The sequence below is a fragment of the Acidovorax sp. LjRoot204 genome, assembly GCF_056175785.1.
This window is the reverse complement of sequence record NZ_JBGFFF010000107.1, coordinates 1-15,982: the sequence shown is the minus strand read 5'-3', so window position 1 is coordinate 15,982 and position 15,982 is coordinate 1. Positions and strand designations below refer to the sequence as shown.

14 protein-coding genes are annotated in these 15,982 nt (G+C 66.3%); 7 read left to right on the top strand and 7 right to left on the bottom strand.

Features of this window, described 5'->3' with window-relative positions; all coding sequences use genetic code 11:
- Both AC04MI_RS17460 and mfd read right to left on the bottom strand, forming a co-directional pair.
- The coding region (locus AC04MI_RS17460; RefSeq protein WP_476498262.1) for a hypothetical protein at positions 1-478 on the bottom strand (478 nt) is incomplete at its 3' end.
- Positions 479-551: 73 nt separating this feature from the next.
- Positions 552-4,016 (bottom strand): transcription-repair coupling factor, encoded by a 3,465-nt coding sequence (gene mfd, locus AC04MI_RS17455; RefSeq protein WP_436079045.1) that lies wholly within the window; start codon positions 4,014-4,016, stop codon positions 552-554.
- Positions 4,017-4,113: 97 nt separating this feature from the next.
- Here mfd and AC04MI_RS17450 point away from each other — a divergent pair, with 97 nt between their 5' ends.
- Both AC04MI_RS17450 and ispF read left to right on the top strand, forming a co-directional pair.
- On the top strand, positions 4,114-5,028 hold the full coding sequence (locus tag AC04MI_RS17450; RefSeq protein WP_436079044.1) for an IspD/TarI family cytidylyltransferase: 915 nt from the start codon (positions 4,114-4,116) through the stop codon (positions 5,026-5,028).
- Positions 5,029-5,142: 114 nt separating this feature from the next.
- On the top strand, positions 5,143-5,622 hold the full coding sequence (gene ispF / locus AC04MI_RS17445; protein ID WP_056064230.1) for a 2-C-methyl-D-erythritol 2,4-cyclodiphosphate synthase: 480 nt from the start codon (positions 5,143-5,145) through the stop codon (positions 5,620-5,622).
- A gap of 45 nt (positions 5,623-5,667) precedes the next feature.
- On the opposite strand, the gene AC04MI_RS17440 is transcribed toward ispF, so the two are convergent.
- Entirely contained in the window at positions 5,668-6,705 is a 1,038-nt protein-coding gene (locus AC04MI_RS17440; protein WP_436079043.1) for a LacI family DNA-binding transcriptional regulator, read from the bottom strand.
- A gap of 221 nt (positions 6,706-6,926) precedes the next feature.
- Here AC04MI_RS17440 and kdgD point away from each other — a divergent pair, with 221 nt between their 5' ends.
- The 3 genes from kdgD (at position 6,927) to AC04MI_RS17425 (ending at position 9,498) form a co-directional block, all read left to right on the top strand.
- Complete coding sequence (kdgD, locus tag AC04MI_RS17435; protein WP_056062529.1) at positions 6,927-7,838, top strand: 5-dehydro-4-deoxyglucarate dehydratase; 912 nt, start codon at positions 6,927-6,929, stop codon at positions 7,836-7,838.
- 153 nt (positions 7,839-7,991) lie between these two features.
- Complete coding sequence (locus tag AC04MI_RS17430) at positions 7,992-8,456, top strand: nuclear transport factor 2 family protein (RefSeq protein WP_056062526.1); 465 nt, start codon at positions 7,992-7,994, stop codon at positions 8,454-8,456.
- A 76-nt stretch (positions 8,457-8,532) separates the two neighbouring features.
- Positions 8,533-9,498, top strand: coding sequence for a 2-hydroxyacid dehydrogenase (locus AC04MI_RS17425; protein ID WP_436077434.1), 966 nt, complete (start codon positions 8,533-8,535; stop codon positions 9,496-9,498).
- Positions 9,499-9,563: 65 nt separating this feature from the next.
- On the opposite strand, the gene AC04MI_RS17420 is transcribed toward AC04MI_RS17425, so the two are convergent.
- Together AC04MI_RS17420 and AC04MI_RS17415 are read right to left on the bottom strand one after the other, a co-directional pair.
- A complete protein-coding gene (locus tag AC04MI_RS17420) occupies positions 9,564-10,865 on the bottom strand; it encodes a M20/M25/M40 family metallo-hydrolase (RefSeq protein WP_436077435.1) in 1,302 nt (433 codons plus the stop codon).
- A gap of 110 nt (positions 10,866-10,975) precedes the next feature.
- On the bottom strand, positions 10,976-11,842 hold the full coding sequence (locus tag AC04MI_RS17415) for a LysR family transcriptional regulator (RefSeq protein WP_436077436.1): 867 nt from the start codon (positions 11,840-11,842) through the stop codon (positions 10,976-10,978).
- A 97-nt stretch (positions 11,843-11,939) separates the two neighbouring features.
- On the opposite strand from AC04MI_RS17415, the gene AC04MI_RS17410 reads away from it, so the two are divergent.
- Positions 11,940-12,371, top strand: coding sequence for a nuclear transport factor 2 family protein (locus tag AC04MI_RS17410; protein ID WP_146870975.1), 432 nt, complete (start codon positions 11,940-11,942; stop codon positions 12,369-12,371).
- Here the strand turns inward: AC04MI_RS17410 and AC04MI_RS17405 are convergent.
- Positions 12,349-13,275: a LysR family transcriptional regulator gene (locus AC04MI_RS17405; RefSeq protein WP_436077437.1), complete on the bottom strand. Its 927-nt coding sequence runs from the start codon at positions 13,273-13,275 to the stop codon at positions 12,349-12,351. The two genes, AC04MI_RS17410 and AC04MI_RS17405, sit on opposite strands and share 23 nt — an antisense overlap.
- Positions 13,276-13,383: 108 nt before the next feature.
- Here AC04MI_RS17405 and metE point away from each other — a divergent pair, with 108 nt between their 5' ends.
- Complete coding sequence (gene metE / locus AC04MI_RS17400; protein WP_436077438.1) at positions 13,384-15,777, top strand: 5-methyltetrahydropteroyltriglutamate--homocysteine S-methyltransferase; 2,394 nt, start codon at positions 13,384-13,386, stop codon at positions 15,775-15,777.
- Positions 15,778-15,791: 14 nt separating this feature from the next.
- Here the strand turns inward: metE and AC04MI_RS17395 are convergent.
- The coding region (locus AC04MI_RS17395; protein ID WP_476498260.1) for a ketopantoate reductase family protein at positions 15,792-15,982 on the bottom strand (191 nt) is incomplete at its 5' end.

Below are 15,982 nucleotides of genomic sequence, written 5' to 3'. Positions count from 1 at the left end.
GCACACCGGCAGCAAACACGCAGGCCACGGTGCCCAGAAACGCGCGGCCCAGCACGTACACAAATGGCTGCGTACCGACAAAGCGCCGGACCAGCGCGCCCAGCGCCAGGGCCAGCGTGGCGGGCACGACCCCCAGCCAGATGGCAGCGCCCAGCGCATCGGCCCAGTCCAGGGCGGGTGAGAGCAGGCCCGCAATGGCGCCCACCGCCAGCAGCACGGGGATGGCCAGCGGCCAGCCCAGCATCAGCACCACGAGGCACGCGCCCGACCATTGCAATTGCAGCGGCATGGCGTGCAGCGTGGGCAGCGCCCACAGCCAGGGCAGAAACACCAGCGTGGCGAGCAATGGCGTCCACAGCGGGGACGCCGCGCCATGGGACTCGTGCTCCAGCGGCGTGCGGCTGGCCAGCAAGCGCCAGGGCCGCGTGACCAAGGCGGTCGTCAGGGCCACCAGCGCGACAAGAGACTCCAGCCACATTGTTTTGCTTCTCTTTTGATAGCTATCAGCGCATGATTCACTAGCGCTTGTGGCCTCTCTGGCTTGTAAAGTGCTATGCAGCCACCACGGGTTGCCCCAGGCTGCGCAGAATGTCCCGCACCATCTGTGCGCGGTCCTTGGGCTCCTTCAGCTCGCGCTCGATGCGCAGCTTCTCGTTGCCCGCCAGCTTGATGTGCTTGTTCTTCTGAATCAGTTCAATGATGCGCATCGGGTCGATGGGCGGCTGGGGCTTGAAGGTGATGTTGATGACGCCCGGGGCGGCATCCACCTTGACCACGCCGTAGGGCTGGCTCAGCACGCGCAGGCGGTGCACGTCGATGAGGGTCTGCGCCTGCGGCGGCAGCTTGCCGAAGCGGTCCACGATCTCTTCGAGCAGGCCGTCGATCTGGTCGGGCGTCTTGGCCGTGGCCAGCTTCTTGTAGAACGACAGGCGCAGGTGCACGTCGCCGCAGTAGTCGTCGGGCAGCAGGGCGGGGGCGTGCAGGTTGATGTCGGTGGTCACGCTCAGCGGGCTGAGCAGGTCCGGCTCCTTGCCGGCCTTGAGTGCCTTGACGGCTTCATTGAGCATCTCGTTGTACAGCTGGAAGCCCACCTCCAGCATGTTGCCGCTCTGGTTCTCGCCCAGCACCTCGCCGGCGCCGCGGATCTCCAGGTCGTGCATGGCCAGGTAGAAGCCGCTGCCCAGTTCTTCCATCTGCTGGATGGCATCGAGCCGCTGCGCGGCCTGCTTGGTCAGGCCCTCGGTGTCGGGCACCATCAGGTAGGCGTACGCCTGGTGGTGGCTGCGGCCCACGCGGCCGCGCAGCTGGTGCAGCTGCGCCAGGCCGAACTTGTCGGCGCGGCTCATGATGATGGTGTTGGCCGTGGGCACGTCGATGCCGGTCTCGATGATGGTCGAGCACAGCAGGATGTTGTAGCGCTGGGCAACGAAGTCGCGCATCACGCGCTCCAGTTCGCGCTCCGGCATCTGGCCGTGGGCCACGGCGATGCGGGCCTCGGGCAATATTTCTTCGAGCTTCTGGCGGCGGTTCTCGATGGTCTCCACCTCGTTGTGCAGGAAGTAGCACTGCCCGCCGCGCTTCAATTCACGCAGCACCGCCTCGCGGATCACGCCCGTGCCCTCGTTGCGCACAAAGGTCTTGATCGCCAGGCGCCGCTGCGGCGCGGTGGCGATGACCGACAGGTCGCGCAGGCCTTCGAGCGCCATGCCCAGCGTGCGCGGGATGGGCGTGGCTGTGAGGGTGAGCACGTCCACCTCGGCGCGCAGGGCCTTCATCTGCTCCTTGTGGCGCACGCCGAAGCGGTGTTCCTCGTCGATGATGAGCAGGCCCAGGTTGTGGAACTTGGTGGATTCGGAGAGCAGCTTGTGCGTGCCCACCACGATGTCCACCGTGCCGTCGCCGATGCCCTTGATGGCGGCGGTGATCTCCTTGCCCGAGCGAAAGCGCGACACCTCGGCCACCTTCACCGGCCATTTGCTGAAGCGGTCTACCAGCGTCTGGTAGTGCTGCTCGGCCAGCAGGGTCGTGGGCGCGAGGAAGGCCACCTGCTTGCCGCCCGTGACGGCCACGAAGGCCGCGCGCAGCGCCACCTCGGTCTTGCCGAAGCCCACGTCGCCGCAGACCAGGCGGTCCATGGGGCGCGGGCTGATCATGTCCTGGATCACCGCGTGGATGGCGGCGTTCTGGTCGGCCGTTTCTTCAAAGCCGAAGTCGTTGGCAAAGGTCTCGTAGTCCTGCGGGCTGTAGCGGAAGGCGTGGCCTTCGCGCGCCGCGCGGCGGGCGTAGATGTTGAGCAGCTCGGCCGCGCTGTCGCGCACCTGCTCGGCGGCCTTGCGCTTGGCCTTTTCCCACTGGCCGCTGCCCAGCTTGTGCAGCGGTGCTTCGTCGGCGCTCACGCCGGTGTAGCGGCTGATCAGCTGCAGCTGGCTTACGGGCACATAGAGCACGGCCTTGTCGGCGTATTCCAGATGCAGGAACTCCTGCATGGCGGGCGTGCCGTCGGGGTTCTTGTTGCCCACGTCCATGTTGACCAGGCCGCGGTAGCGGCCGATGCCGTGCGCGCTGTGTACCACGGGGTCGCCCACGTTGAGCTCGGCCAGGTCCTTGATCAGCGCCTCGACGTCGCTCACCTGCTCCTGCTTTTTGCGCCGGCGCGTGGTGGGGCCGGCGGCGAAGAGTTCGGTCTCGGTGACGAAGTCGATGCCGTCCTCGATCCAGCTGAAGCCCACGGTGAGGCCGGCGGTGGCGATGCCCACCTTCTCATCGTCCGCGCCCTGGAACTCGACCAGCGAGTCGAAGGCCGGTGGATTCACCCCGCTGGCGCGCAGAAAGTCGAGCAGGCTCTCGCGCCGGCCATCGCTTTCAGCCAGCAGCAGCACGCGGTGTTGCGTGTTGCGGATATGGGCGTGCAGCCGGGCCAGCGGGTCTTCGGCACCACGCACCACCGACAGGTCGCCCAGCTTCTGGAAGTGCGGGTTGTCGGCAATGTCCTCCACGCCGGGGCGGATGGACAGCTGGGCATGCTCCTTGGCGCGCGTGTAGAACTGGTCCGCCGAGAGGAACAGCGCCTCGGGTGGCAGCACCGGGCGCTCGGGGTCGCCCTGCACCAGGCGAAAGCGGTCTTTCGTGTCCTGCCAGAAGCGCTGGAAGGCGGGCTCCAGGTCGCCGTGCAGCACCACGGTGGCCTCGCCGCCCAGGTAGTCGAACACGGTGGCGGTCTCGTCGAAGAACAGCGGCAGGTAGTACTCGATGCCGGCCGTGGCCACGCCCGCGCCCATGTCCTTGTAGATGCGGCTCTTGGTCGGGTCGCCCTCGAGCATCTCGCGCCAGCGGCTGCGGAACTTGGCGCGCGCCTCGTCGTCCATGGGGAACTCGCGCCCGGGCAGCAGGCGCACCTCGGGCACGGGGTACAGGCTGCGCTGGCTGTCGGGGTCGAAGGTGCGGATGCTGTCGATCTCGTCGTCGAACAGGTCCACGCGGAAGGGTACGAGCGAGCCCATGGGGAACAGGTCGATCAGCCCGCCGCGCACGGCGTACTCGCCCGGGCTCACCACCTGCGAGACATGGCTGTAGCCCGCCAGCGTGAGCTGGGCCTTGAACTTGGCCTCGTCGAGCTTTTGCTTGACCTTGAAGTGGAAGGTGTAGCCCGCGAGGAAGGAGGGCGGCGCGAGCCGGTACAACGCGGTGGTGGCGGGCACCAGCACGACATCGGCTTCGCCTTGCGAGATGCGCCACAGCGTGGCCAGCCGCTCGCTGATCAGGTCTTGGTGCGGGGAGAAGGTGTCGTAAGGCAGCGTCTCCCAGTCGGGGAACAGTGCGCAGCGCAGGCCCGGCGCAAAAAAGGCCATTTCGTCGATGAGCCGCTGTGCATCGGTGGCGTCGGACGTGACGATGGCGGTGGTGTGGCCAGCGGCCTTGTCGCGCTCGGCCAGGCGTGCCAGCAGCAGGGAGTCGGCGCTGCCCACGGGGCGGGGCAGGGCAAAGCGTTTTCCGGGGGAGAGTTTGGGGAGTTCCATGCGGACGGTGTCGTCAGTGGGCCCACCGCATCCCCAGGGGCGCGAAACACGCACGGGCTGGATCGGGGGCAACGGGAGATTTTAGAATGAGCGCTCCATGACTGCTCCTCTGTTGCACCCTTCGCTCACCCCCTTGTCGGCCCAAGGGCGTTTTTGGGCCTTGGTGCCCTGTGCAGGGGTCGGGTCGCGGGCCGTGCCGGCAGGCGCAGGCATGGCCCCTTCAGCACAGCCTGTGCAGGCATCGACCGTGGCGGCTTTTTCGCCCGCCTCAGCGCTGTCTGCCAATGCACCCGTGGCGGTTGCCCCGTTGCCCAAGCAATACCACCTGGTGGCAGGCCATCCGATGGTGCTGCACACACTGGCTGCGTTTGCTGGAGTCGGGCGCTTGCTGGGGACGCTGGTGGCCGTGGCGCCGGGGGATCACTTTCTGGATGCCCATGCCCATCCCGCATTTTTTGTGGTGGAGTGTGGTGGCCCCACGCGTGCCGACACGGTGCTGGGTGGCCTCAAGGCGCTGCTGGATCGTGGTGCCCAACCTGGCGACTGGGTGCTGGTGCATGACGCAGCGCGCTGCCTCGTGACCTCAGAGCAGATCGATGCGCTCATCGACCAATGCGCGGGCGACAGTGTGGGTGGCCTGTTGGCGCACAAGCTGGCCGACACGCTCAAGACTTCCATCGACGGCCCGGGCGGCGTGCGCGTGGCCTCTACTGTGGACCGCAGCGACAAGTGGCTGGCGCAGACGCCGCAGATGTTCCGCATCGGCCCGCTGATGGAGGCCATCGACAAGGTGGGCTCCAACGTGACCGATGAAGCCAGTGCGATGGAGGCCCTGGGTTTTCACCCCCGGCTAGTGCCCGGAGGGGCACAGAATTTCAAGGTCACTTACCCGGACGATTTCGCGCTGGCGGCTGCGGTGCTGGCCCAGCGTGCGCACAGCACCACGCTGGAGCGCTTTGGCGGGGAGCGGGGGCAGGTGAGTACGGCCCCTGGCAAGAAGAATCTTTTTTAGTCCGCTGCGCATGGCGCTGCCGGCATCACTGGCGCGCTGACTGCGTTGCTCATCGAGGGAAACCGTCCGACGTTCCCCGCGACTCCTCACACAAACCTTCACAAAGGCAGACAAATGAATTTCAGGATTGGAGAAGGCTGGGACGTACATGCGCTGGTGCCCGGCCGCCGCCTGGTGATTGGTGGGGTAGAGATTCCTCACCCGACAGGCCTGCTGGGCCACTCGGACGCCGACGTATTGCTGCACGCCATCACTGACGCGCTGCTGGGCGCGGCGGCACTGGGAGACATTGGCCGCCATTTCCCCGACACCGATGCTGCGTTCCGGGGCGCAGACTCGGGCGTGCTGCTGGCCGAGGCGGCGCGGCGGGTGCGCGCAGCGGGCTTTGAGATCGGCAACATCGACAGCACGGTTGTCGCCCAGGCCCCACGCCTGGCGGCGCACATCCCCGGCATGCGGGCCGCCATCGCCCGCGCGGTGGGTGTGGCAGAGGACCAGGTCAATGTGAAAGCCAAGACGGCCGAGCGCCTGGGCCCGGTAGGGCAGGGGCTGGCCATGGAAGCACGGGCCATAGCGCTGGTCTACCGGGCGTAAGTCGCAGGGGATTGGCCCGGCCTTTGGCGCAGGGTCTTGCAGCGCTCAGCTGCTGCTGCGCTCCACGATGGAAAAGCCGATGTCTACCACGGGCTGGGCGACTGCCTTGCCCTCGGCCCGGTCGGCAATCCACTGAGCCGCTGTCTGGCCCATGCGTGTGCCGTCGATGCGTACGCTGGAAAGAGCCGGGCTGACGGTCTCGGCAAAGTCGATGTCGCCAAACCCCATCACCGCGAGTTGCTGAGGCACTGCGATTGCGCGGGCCCTGGCTTCGGTGAGCACGCCCAGGGCGAGCGTGTCGGAGCTGCAGAACACTGCGTCGATATCGGGCACGTCGGCCAGCAGGGCTGCGAGCCCGGTACGGCCATCTGCGTGGGTGGTGGGTGATTTACCCAGTCGCACGGCGGGCGGGCGCAGACCCAGGTGCGCGGCGGCGTCGGCAAAGCCCTGAGCGCGCCGCGCCGCGCGCTCGTCTCCGCCACTGAGCAGCGCCAGCCGTCGCCGTCCCCTGGCGAACAGGTGCTCGCACACGGCGGCGCCCAGCGCTTCGTGGCGCAGGCCGACCAGCATGTCGATCGGGGTGTCCGTGAAGTCCCAGGTTTCCACCACCGGAATGCCCGAGGCCATCAGCAACCGCCGCCCCTCGGGTGAGTGCATGACCCCCGTGAGCACGATCCCATCGGGCCGCCGGCCCACGATGGCGCGCAGCAACTCGTCTTCGCGTGAACGGGCGTAGCCCACCTGGCCCACCATGACCTGAAAGCCGCGCAGTTCCAGCGCATCGGTGAGGGCCTGCACCATTTCACCAAACAGTGGCCCCGTGAGCGTGGGGACCAGTGCCGTCACCACATGGCTGCGCGCCGAACGCAACCCGCCTGCCACCAGGTTGGGCACATAGCCCAAGGCGGAAACGGCTTCCTGAACCCGTTGCCGTGTGCGCTCAGACACCTGCTGCGGCGTGTTGATGGCGCGAGACACGGTAATCATCGACACGCCTGCCCGTTCGGCCACCTCGCGCAGCGTGACCGCCGAGCGGTCGCGGCCGGAGGGTGGGGCAGTGCGGGCCGGATCAGGAGCTTGCATGGTGGTGGAGTCTAAAGGGCGCGTGACTTCGGGCTCGCACCGTGCACGCTCCTGTGCGACGGCACTCCAGTGAAATTCGTCAACATAAGGGTTTTCACTGTGTTGTCTGATGATGTTAACGTTAACATTTGCATAAATCGCAGAAATTTCCCCTTTTAGAGCAGAAATTCTGTGACTTGTACGACCTTCGATAACCTCTTACCCACCGCCCGCTTTTCACCATGACCCCGCAAGAACTCAAAACCATCATGGGCTCCGGCCTGCTCTCGTTCCCCATCACCGACTTCGACGAGCAGGGCAACTTCCGCCCCAAGACCTACATCGAGCGCCTGGAGTGGCTCGCCCCCTACGGCGCCAGCGCCCTGTTTGCCGCCGGTGGCACGGGTGAGTACTTCTCGCTCTCGGGCCCCGAGTACAGCGAGGTCATCAAGACGGCCGTGGATACCTGCCGGGGCAAGGTACCGATCATTGCCGGGGCCGGTGGCCCCACCCGCACGGCCATTGCCCATGCCCAGGAGGCCGAGCGCCTGGGCGCCCATGGCATCCTGCTGTTGCCGCATTACCTGACCGAAGCTGGCCAGGAAGGCCTGATCGCCCATGTGGAGCAGGTCTGCAAGAGCGTGAAGTTCGGTGTGATCGTCTACAACCGCGACCGCACCAAGCTCACGGCCGAGTCCCTGGCCATCCTGGCCGAGCGTTGTCCGAACCTGGTGGGGTTCAAGGACGGTGTGGGCAACATCGAGACCATGTCTTCCATCTACATGAAGATGGGGGACCGCTTTTCGTACCTGGGCGGTCTGCCCACGGCAGAGGTGTATGCCGCTGCCTACAAGGCGCTGGGCACGCCGGTGTATTCATCGGCGGTGTTCAACTTCATCCCCAAGACGGCGATGGAGTTCTACAAGGCGGTGGCCAGCGATGACACAGCCACGCAGCACCGGCTGCTCAAGTCGTTCTTCATGCCGTACCTGGCCATCCGCAACCGGGTGGAGGGCTATGGCGTGTCGATCATCAAGGCGGGGGCACGCATCGTGGGCCATGACGGCGGGCCGGTGCGGGCGCCGCTGACGGACCTCAAGCCCCATGAGATGGAAGAGCTCAAGGCGCTGATTGACAAGCTCGGGCCGCAGTAAGCGCGGTCTGGCGCCGGGCCTGGTTCACCAGGCCCTCGTTTTTTGCTCCCATTGCAGACACCCCTACACCCCGGGCCCGGCCGTGCACAGGTCCGGAGGCAGTCGTGGCACGCCCATTCCCAAAACCCCAACACAACAACGGAGACAGACAAAATGTTCAAGCAAATCGTTCTCGCCGCGGCCGCTGCCGTGACCATTGCCGCGCTCGCAGGTTGCGCCACGGGTGCGGCAGCTACAGCCTCCTCGGCATCGACCGAACAGGCAGTGGCTGCCGCCGCAGAAAAGCTGCGCGTGGCCATGATTGACCCCACGCCCGCTGCACTGACCGCCCTCGTCGCCGACGACCTGAGCTACGGCCATTCGGGCGGCCGCGTGGACACCAAGGACAGCTTCATCGGCGACCTGATCGCTGGCAAGTCCGACTTCGTGACCATCGCCATCACCGACCAGACCATCAAGGTGGTGGGCAACACCGCCATCGTGCGCCACACCCTCACGGCCGACACCAACGACTCGGGCAAGCCCGGTAAGGTGCAGATCAAGATCCTGGGCGTGTGGCAACAGCAAGGGGGCCAGTGGAAGCTGCTGGCGCGCCAGGCCGTGCGCGTCGCGGCATGATGTAGACACATCGGGGCGGCTGTGTGCCGCCGTATGCCGCCCCTTGCATTTTTTGGCACTGTTGCCCCACGAAACCATGACCACGACTCCCCATCGCATCCTGCAAATCGGCCGCCTGCCCCTTCCTGCACTGGAGGCCGAACTGGCGGCCCATTACAGCGTCGCCTGCCTGGCCGACCAGACCGATCCGGCGGCTTTTCTGGCGTCGCACGGTGCGGAGTTCACGGGGGTGGTGACCACCGCAGCCATCGGCCTCAAGGGCGAAGTCATTGCGGCATTGCCCAACCTTCGGGTCATCAGCAGTTTTGGCGTGGGTTTTGATGCGCTGGACATCGATGCAGCCAAGGCCCGCGGTGTGCAGGTGGGCTACACACCCGGCGTGCTCAACGACTGTGTGGCCGACATGGCGTTCGCACTGATGCTGGATGTGTCACGCCACGTGGCCGCCAGCGACCGTTTTGTGCGCCGTGGTGAATGGCCGAAGGCCAGATACGCACTGGGCACCCGCGTGTCCGGCAAGCGGCTGGGCATCGTGGGCATGGGCCGCATCGGGCAGGCCGTGGCCGAGCGTGCGAGCGGCTTTCGCATGGAGGTGGGGTACCACAACCGCCGCCCGGCGCAGGAATGCGCACTGCCCTACTTCGAGTCGGTGACCGCGCTGGCGCAGTGGGCCGACTACCTCGTGCTCACCGTTGCAGGCGGCGCTGCAACGCGCCACCTCGTCAACCGCGATGTGCTGGAGGCCTTGGGCCCCAACGGATTTCTCATCAATGTGGCGCGTGGCACTGTGGTGGACGAGGCGGCACTGATCGATGCGCTGACCGAGCGCCGCATTGCCGGCGCCGGGCTGGACGTGTTTGAGAACGAACCCAGCGTGCCCGCCGCGCTGATGGCGCTGGACAACGTGGTGCTGACCCCGCACACCGCCAGCGCCACCCACGAAACCCGTCGCGCCATGGCAGACCTGGTGCTGGAGAACCTGGCATCCTTCTTTGCGACGGGCACCGTGCGCACGCCGGTGCCGGGCACGCCGGGCGCTTGAGCCCGCCACGGCGCCCTGCGTGACGCAGCTGCCCTCACAGGGAGGGTGTGGGGCAGTTCAGCGCGTCACTTCACGCGGTCGCGCGAGATGTCCATGATCATGCGCGTGGCCAGGTACAGGCGCGGCACGATGGTGTTGATCTGCACGTACTCCGCATCGTTGGAGTGCGCGCCGTAGCCCGACAGGCCCATGCCCTCCACCACCGCGCCCCTGGTCTTGAGCGCCGCAAAAGCTGCGTCGGTGCCGCCGCCGGTGGCTTTTTCCACCACATTGAGCGACATGCCCAGCTCCTGGTAGATGACCTTGCCGTAACCCGCCACGCGGCGGGATGCGTCGCTGGCCTCCAGCGGCGGGCGGCGCACTTCAAACTTCACATCCACCTTGGATGCGGGCAGCAGCTTGCTCTTCACCTTCTCTTGCAGGCCTTTCTCCAGCCCTTCAAAGTCCGCCACACGCAGCGCGCGCGCATCGGCCTGGGCCGTGGCTTCGGCCGGAATCACGTTGCGGTTGGTACCTGCCTTGGACACCGACCAGTTCAGCTTGAGGCCCTCGTCGGTCTTGGACAAGTCCTTCATTTGCAGCAGCTGGTGCGACAGCTCGTACAGCGCGTTCACGCCATCTTCCGGTTTGGCCCCGGCGTGCGACGCCTTGCCCTGCACCGTGAGGTAGGCCGCCCCAATGCCGCTGGTGGCCAGGCGCAGTGTGCCGTCGGTGCCGCCGCCTTCGAAGGAGAACACCACATCTTGTTCAGCCGCCACGCGGGTGATGGTGCTGCGCCAGCCGGGTGAGCTGATTTCTTCGTCACCGTTGATCAGCACGGTGAGCGTGCCGTAGTCCTTGAAGTTGAGCTTTTGCAGCAAGGCCACGGTGTGGATGATGAGCGCGATGCCCTGCTTGTCGTCCGAAATGCCCAGGCCATAGGCCTTGTCGCCATCGATGCGGAACGGCTGGCCTTTGAGCATGCCTTTGAGGTACACCGTGTCCATGTGCGCGATGAGCATGATCTTCTTGCTGCCCGTGCCCTTGAACACGGCCTGCACGGCAGGGCCCACCTTTTCGGGGGTGTCGTCGAGTCGGTAGATGTCGCTGGTTTGCAGCACATCCACCGTGCCGCCCAGTTGCTTGAGCTGGCTGGCAATGCGCTCGGCGATCTGGTTCAGGCCCTCGATGTCCTTGCTGCCCGACTCGATGTGCACCAGGTCACGCAGGGTGTCGAGCAGCGGCTGCTGCTCTTTCTGGGCCAGCGCATGGACATCAGCCACAGGCGCAGCGTGGGCCACGGCGGCGGCAAACGCCAGCGCCAGCGAGGCCATCAGGGGGCGGACAAACGAAGGGGCTGAGTGTGGGCGGCGCTGCGGATGGTGCATGGTGCAAAGGATCGGTGAAGGGATGAGGAAAGCGATTATGGAGTCTTGCAACACCAATTTCAAACACTGATTCCCCTTGCAATGTTTCGGTCAGCGCCTGCGCGCCAGACTCAGCCCGCAGGCGCAAACACCTCGGGGCCCAGCCGTGACTTGTAGCCCCGGGGTTCGAACAGCCACATGCCATACAGCGGCAGAGATTCCGCCAGCCGCAGGGGCGCCACCAGCGTGGACGCGCCGCCCAGCAACGCAGGGTGCGGCACAACAGCCAGCAGATCGGACTGCGCCACCAGGTGCAACAGGCTGGCAAAGTCGGGGCAGCGCACGGACATCTTGGGGGCTGGCATACGGCGCACACGGTGCGCTTCCGTCAACACATCCACCGGCCCGCTGACGCTGGGCCCCACACAGGCCCACGCAGCGCCCTGCAGTTGCGCCAGCGACTGGGCCCGGACCAATGGGTGGCCCTTGCGCGCATAGACCTGGGGATGCAACTCGTACAGGGGGCGCTCCGTCACATCGGGATGCGCAAACTTGCGCGGTTTGGGGGCAATGACCGCATCAAAACGCCGCTGCAGCAGGCCGTCCAGCAGACTGCCTTCATCGGCCGTCGCCATCTCCAGCGAGCGCCGGGTGTTGGGCAGGCACCAGCTGGCATACAGCAGCGGGCCGCAGACCAGCGCTGCTGAAGACGTGAGCCCCACTCGCAGCCGATGCCGGTCTGGCGCAGCCACCGAAGCGCGGTGCAGCGCCTCCACCCCCTGTGCCAGCGGCAGCGCCTGCGCAGCCACGGCCCGGGCCAGGTCGGTGGGCACATGGCGGCGCCCTTCGCGCACCAGCAAGGGTTGTGCAAAGTGGGCTTGCAGTGCTTTCATGCCGTGGCTGATCGCGGGCTGCGACACGCCGCAGGCCTTGGCCGCCAAGGCGAACGAGCCTTGTTCGATGACCGCATGGAGGTATTGCAAGTAGCGCAGATACATAAACACCTTTTATGTATAAGCCACCATTGTCTCTTGTCGTGCGGCGCGGAGTTGGCGACGCTACGCACTCCACTCCACGCCCTTTGCATCGCCACGTATGAGCCACACCCCCATCGACACTGTCCGCACCTACCTTGCCCACCTGCACGCCAGCCACACCGACGGGCTGATTGCCTGCTTTGAAGACGATGGCGTGGTGCATTCGCCCTTTCTGGGCACCATGCGCGCGAGCGACTTTTTCCAAAAGCTCGCCCAGGCTTCCAGCGGCAGCGTGATCACCGTGCTGGATCTGTTCGTCTCCGCGCAACCAGACAACGGCGGCGCCGTGCGGGTCGCCGCCTACTTCCGCTACGACTGGACATTGAACGATGGGCGCGAAGTGACGTTCACCTGCGTGGATGTGTTCACCTTCGACGCGGGCAGCACCCGCATCCGCGACATGAACATCGTCTACGACACCCACCCGCTGCGCGAGGAGGTGGGCGACAAGTACGCGCCTGATCCGGTCACAACAGCTCCACGCCCTTGAGCGTCACAAAACTGGTCTCGCGCGTCACCTGCACAAAGTCCTGCAGGTACGGTTTGGCCGACAGGCTGGGCAGGCACGCGGCATGCAGCTCACCGCGCAAGCCCTTATCACCAATAGGCCGCGCCGTCACATACCCCCGGTCCAGGTAACTCTGCACCGCCCACAGCGGCAGCGCCGCCACGCCGCGCCCACTGGCCACCAGCTGCAGCATGGCCACCGTCAGCTCGGTGGTGCGGCGCGGGGGGCGCACGCCAGCGGGCTCCAGCACCTGGCGGATCAGGTCCAGCATCTCGTCGGGCACGGGGTAGGTGATGATGGTCTGGTCGGCAAAGTCCTGCGCCACCAGGTGCGGTTTGCCCACCAGCGGGTGCGTGTTGGCCAGCAGCGCACGGATCTCAAAGCCAAACAGCGCGTGGTAGTCCACGCCCGCCTCGTCACCATCCACCTCCGACACGATGGCCACATCGGCCCGGCCCTGGTGCAGCAGGCCCACCGGGTCGGCGTGAAAGCCGCTCACGATGTCCAGCTCCACCTCGGGCCAGCGCGTGCGAAACGCGTCCATCGCGGGCATCAGCCAGTCAAAACAGGTGTGGCATTCCACCGCAATGCGCATCTGCCCGCCCTGCCCCAGCACCAGGCGGGCGATGTCGCGCTCAGCCCCTTCCACCTGCGGCAGCATGGCATCGGCCAGCGCCAGCAGGCGTTCGCCCACGGCGGTGAACTGCGGTGGCACCGACTTGCGCTCGAACAGCGGCTGGCCGTAGCGGTCTTCCAGCAGCTTGATCTGGTGCGAGAGCGCCGACTGCGTGAGGTTGAGCAGCTGCGCGGCCCGCACTAGGCTGCCGCTGTCACGCAAGGCCACCAGCGTGCGCAGGTGGCGCACTTCCAGAATCGACTGATTCATTATTAATTTTCAAGTTGATCGACCAAAACTTTCGTTTGAATAATAAACGAGCCCGCGCGACCATCGGTGCCTTCATTGCATTGCTCCATTCAGAAGAAGGAAATCACCATGTCGCTCGCCGCAGTTTCCGTAACCGCCGCCACCCGCCGCCCTGTGCGCACGCACACCCTGGGCTTTCCGCGCATGGGCGCGCAGCGTGCGCTGAAATTCGCACTCGAATCCTTCTGGCGCGGTGACAACACCGAGGCCGATCTGCAGGCCACGGCCGCCCAGTTGCGCCAGTTGCACTGGCAGGCGCAGGCCGATGCGGGCCTCGGCTTTGTGACCGTGGGCGACTTTGCGCTGTACGACCATGTGGCCAACCACATCCAGTTGCTGGGCTGCGAGCCTGCGCGCTTTGGCTTTGACGCCCACACACCCGAACTGGCCCGCTACTTTGCGATGGCGCGGGGCGTGTCGGCACAGGCCTCCGAAGGCCACGCCAGCTGCAGCGCCGGTTGCCAGGCTACGCACCACACCGCTGGCCAGCCCGCGCTGGAGATGACCAAGTGGTTTGACACCAACTACCACTACCTCGTGCCGGAGTTCGGCGCCCACACCCAGTTCCACTTGGCCAGCGAGCGCCTGTTTGCCGAGGTGGCCGAGGCCCAGGCACTGGGCCACCGCGTCAAGGCCGTGCTGCTGGGGCCGCTGAGCTTTTTGTGGCTGGGCAAATCCAAAACGGCGGGCTTTGATCGCTTCAGCCTGCTAGAACAGTTGCTGCCGGTGTACGAAGCCGTGCTGGCGCGCCTGAAGGCCCAGGGTGTGGAATGGGTGCAGATCGACGAGCCCATCCTGGGTCTGGACCTGCCCGATGCGTGGCGCCATGCCTTTGAGCCAAGCTACTGGCAACTCGCCCGCAGCGCGCCCAAGCTGCTGCTGGCCACCTACTTCTCGCCCCTGGCCGAGAACCTGCGCCTGGCCTGCCAGCTGCCCGTGGCCGGGCTGCATGTGGACGCCGTGCGCGCCCCCGACGAGTTGGTGGGCGTGGCCGACTGGTTGCCCTCGCACAAAGTGCTGTCGGTGGGCATCGTGGACGGCCGCAACATCTGGCGCACCGACCTGGATGCGGCGCTGCAAAAGCTGCGGCCCGTGGTCGACAAGCACCAGGGCGAGCTGTGGCTGGCACCGTCGTGCTCGCTGCTGCATGTGCCGTTCAGCTTGGAGGCCGAAACACAGCTGGACGCCGAGGTGAAGTCTTGGCTGGCGTTTGCGGTGGAAAAACTGGACGAGCTGCGCGTGCTTGCCACCGCCTTGTCACAAGACGAGGCGGCGGTGGACGACGAACTGCACGCCGCCCGCACCGCCCTGGCCGCACGCCGTGCCAGCCCGCGTGTGCACCGCGCCACCGTGGCCGCCCGCATCGCAGCCGCCGCGCCGGGGGCCGATCAGCGCGCCAGCGCCTTCCCTGCCCGGCAAAAGGCCCAACGCGCACGGCTGAAGCTGCCGCTGTTGCCCACCACCACGATTGGCTCGTTCCCGCAGACGGCAGAGATCCGCGCGGCCCGCGCCGCCTTCAAGCGCGGGGCACTGGATGCGGCCCACTACCAACAGAAGATGGAAGCTGAAATTGCCCTGGCCGTGCGCAAGCAGGAAGCCCTGGGCATTGACGTGCTGGTGCACGGCGAAGCCGAGCGCAACGACATGGTCGAGTACTTTGGCGAGCAGCTCGACGGCTTTGCCTTCACCGCCAACGGCTGGGTGCAGAGCTATGGCTCGCGCTGCGTGAAGCCGCCCATCATCTACGGCGACGTGGCCCGTCCCACGCCCATGACCGTGGCCTGGACGCAGTACGCGCAGAGCCTCACCGCCAAACCCATGAAAGGCATGCTCACCGGCCCCATCACCATCCTGCAATGGAGCTTTGTGCGCGACGACCAGCCCCGCGCCACCACGGCCGACCAGATCGCCTGGGCCATCCGCGACGAGGTGTGCGACCTCGAAGCCGCCGGCATCGCCATCATCCAGATCGACGAGCCCGCGATCCGCGAAGGGCTGCCGCTGCGCCGCGCGGGGTGGAAGAGCTATCTGGAGCGCGCCACGCGCGCCTTCCGCATCAGTGCCAGCGGCGTGCGCAATGACACGCAGATCCACACCCACATGTGCTACAGCGAGTTCAACGACATCCTGCCCGCCATCGCGGCCATGGATGCCGATGTGATCACGATTGAGACGAGCCGGTCGGACATGGAGTTGTTGCAGGGCTTTGGCGACTTCAAATATCCGAACGAGATCGGCCCTGGCGTGTACGACATCCACTCGCCCCGCGTGCCTGGCGTGCAGGAGATGGCTGCGCTGCTGGAAAAAGCCGCCGAGGTCGTGCCCGTGGAGCACCTGTGGGTGAACCCCGACTGCGGCCTCAAAACCCGGGGCTGGCCCGAGACCGAAGCCGCCCTGCGCCACATGGTGCAGGCCGCGCAGGAAGTGCGCGAGCGGTTGCTGGAAGAGGCGGCGCTGGCCTGACGGCCCCCCCCGGTTCAGCCCGCAGCGCGCTTCATCTCGGCCAGCTTCACCAGCACCTGCAGCGCGTGGTTCAGCGGCGTCGGCACGCCCAAGGCGGCGCCGCGCTTGACCACGTAGCCATTCAGGTGGTCGATCTCGGTGGGTTTGCCCCGCGCCAGGTCCTGCGCGGTGGACGAATACTGCCCGGGCATGGTGCTGGCAATGC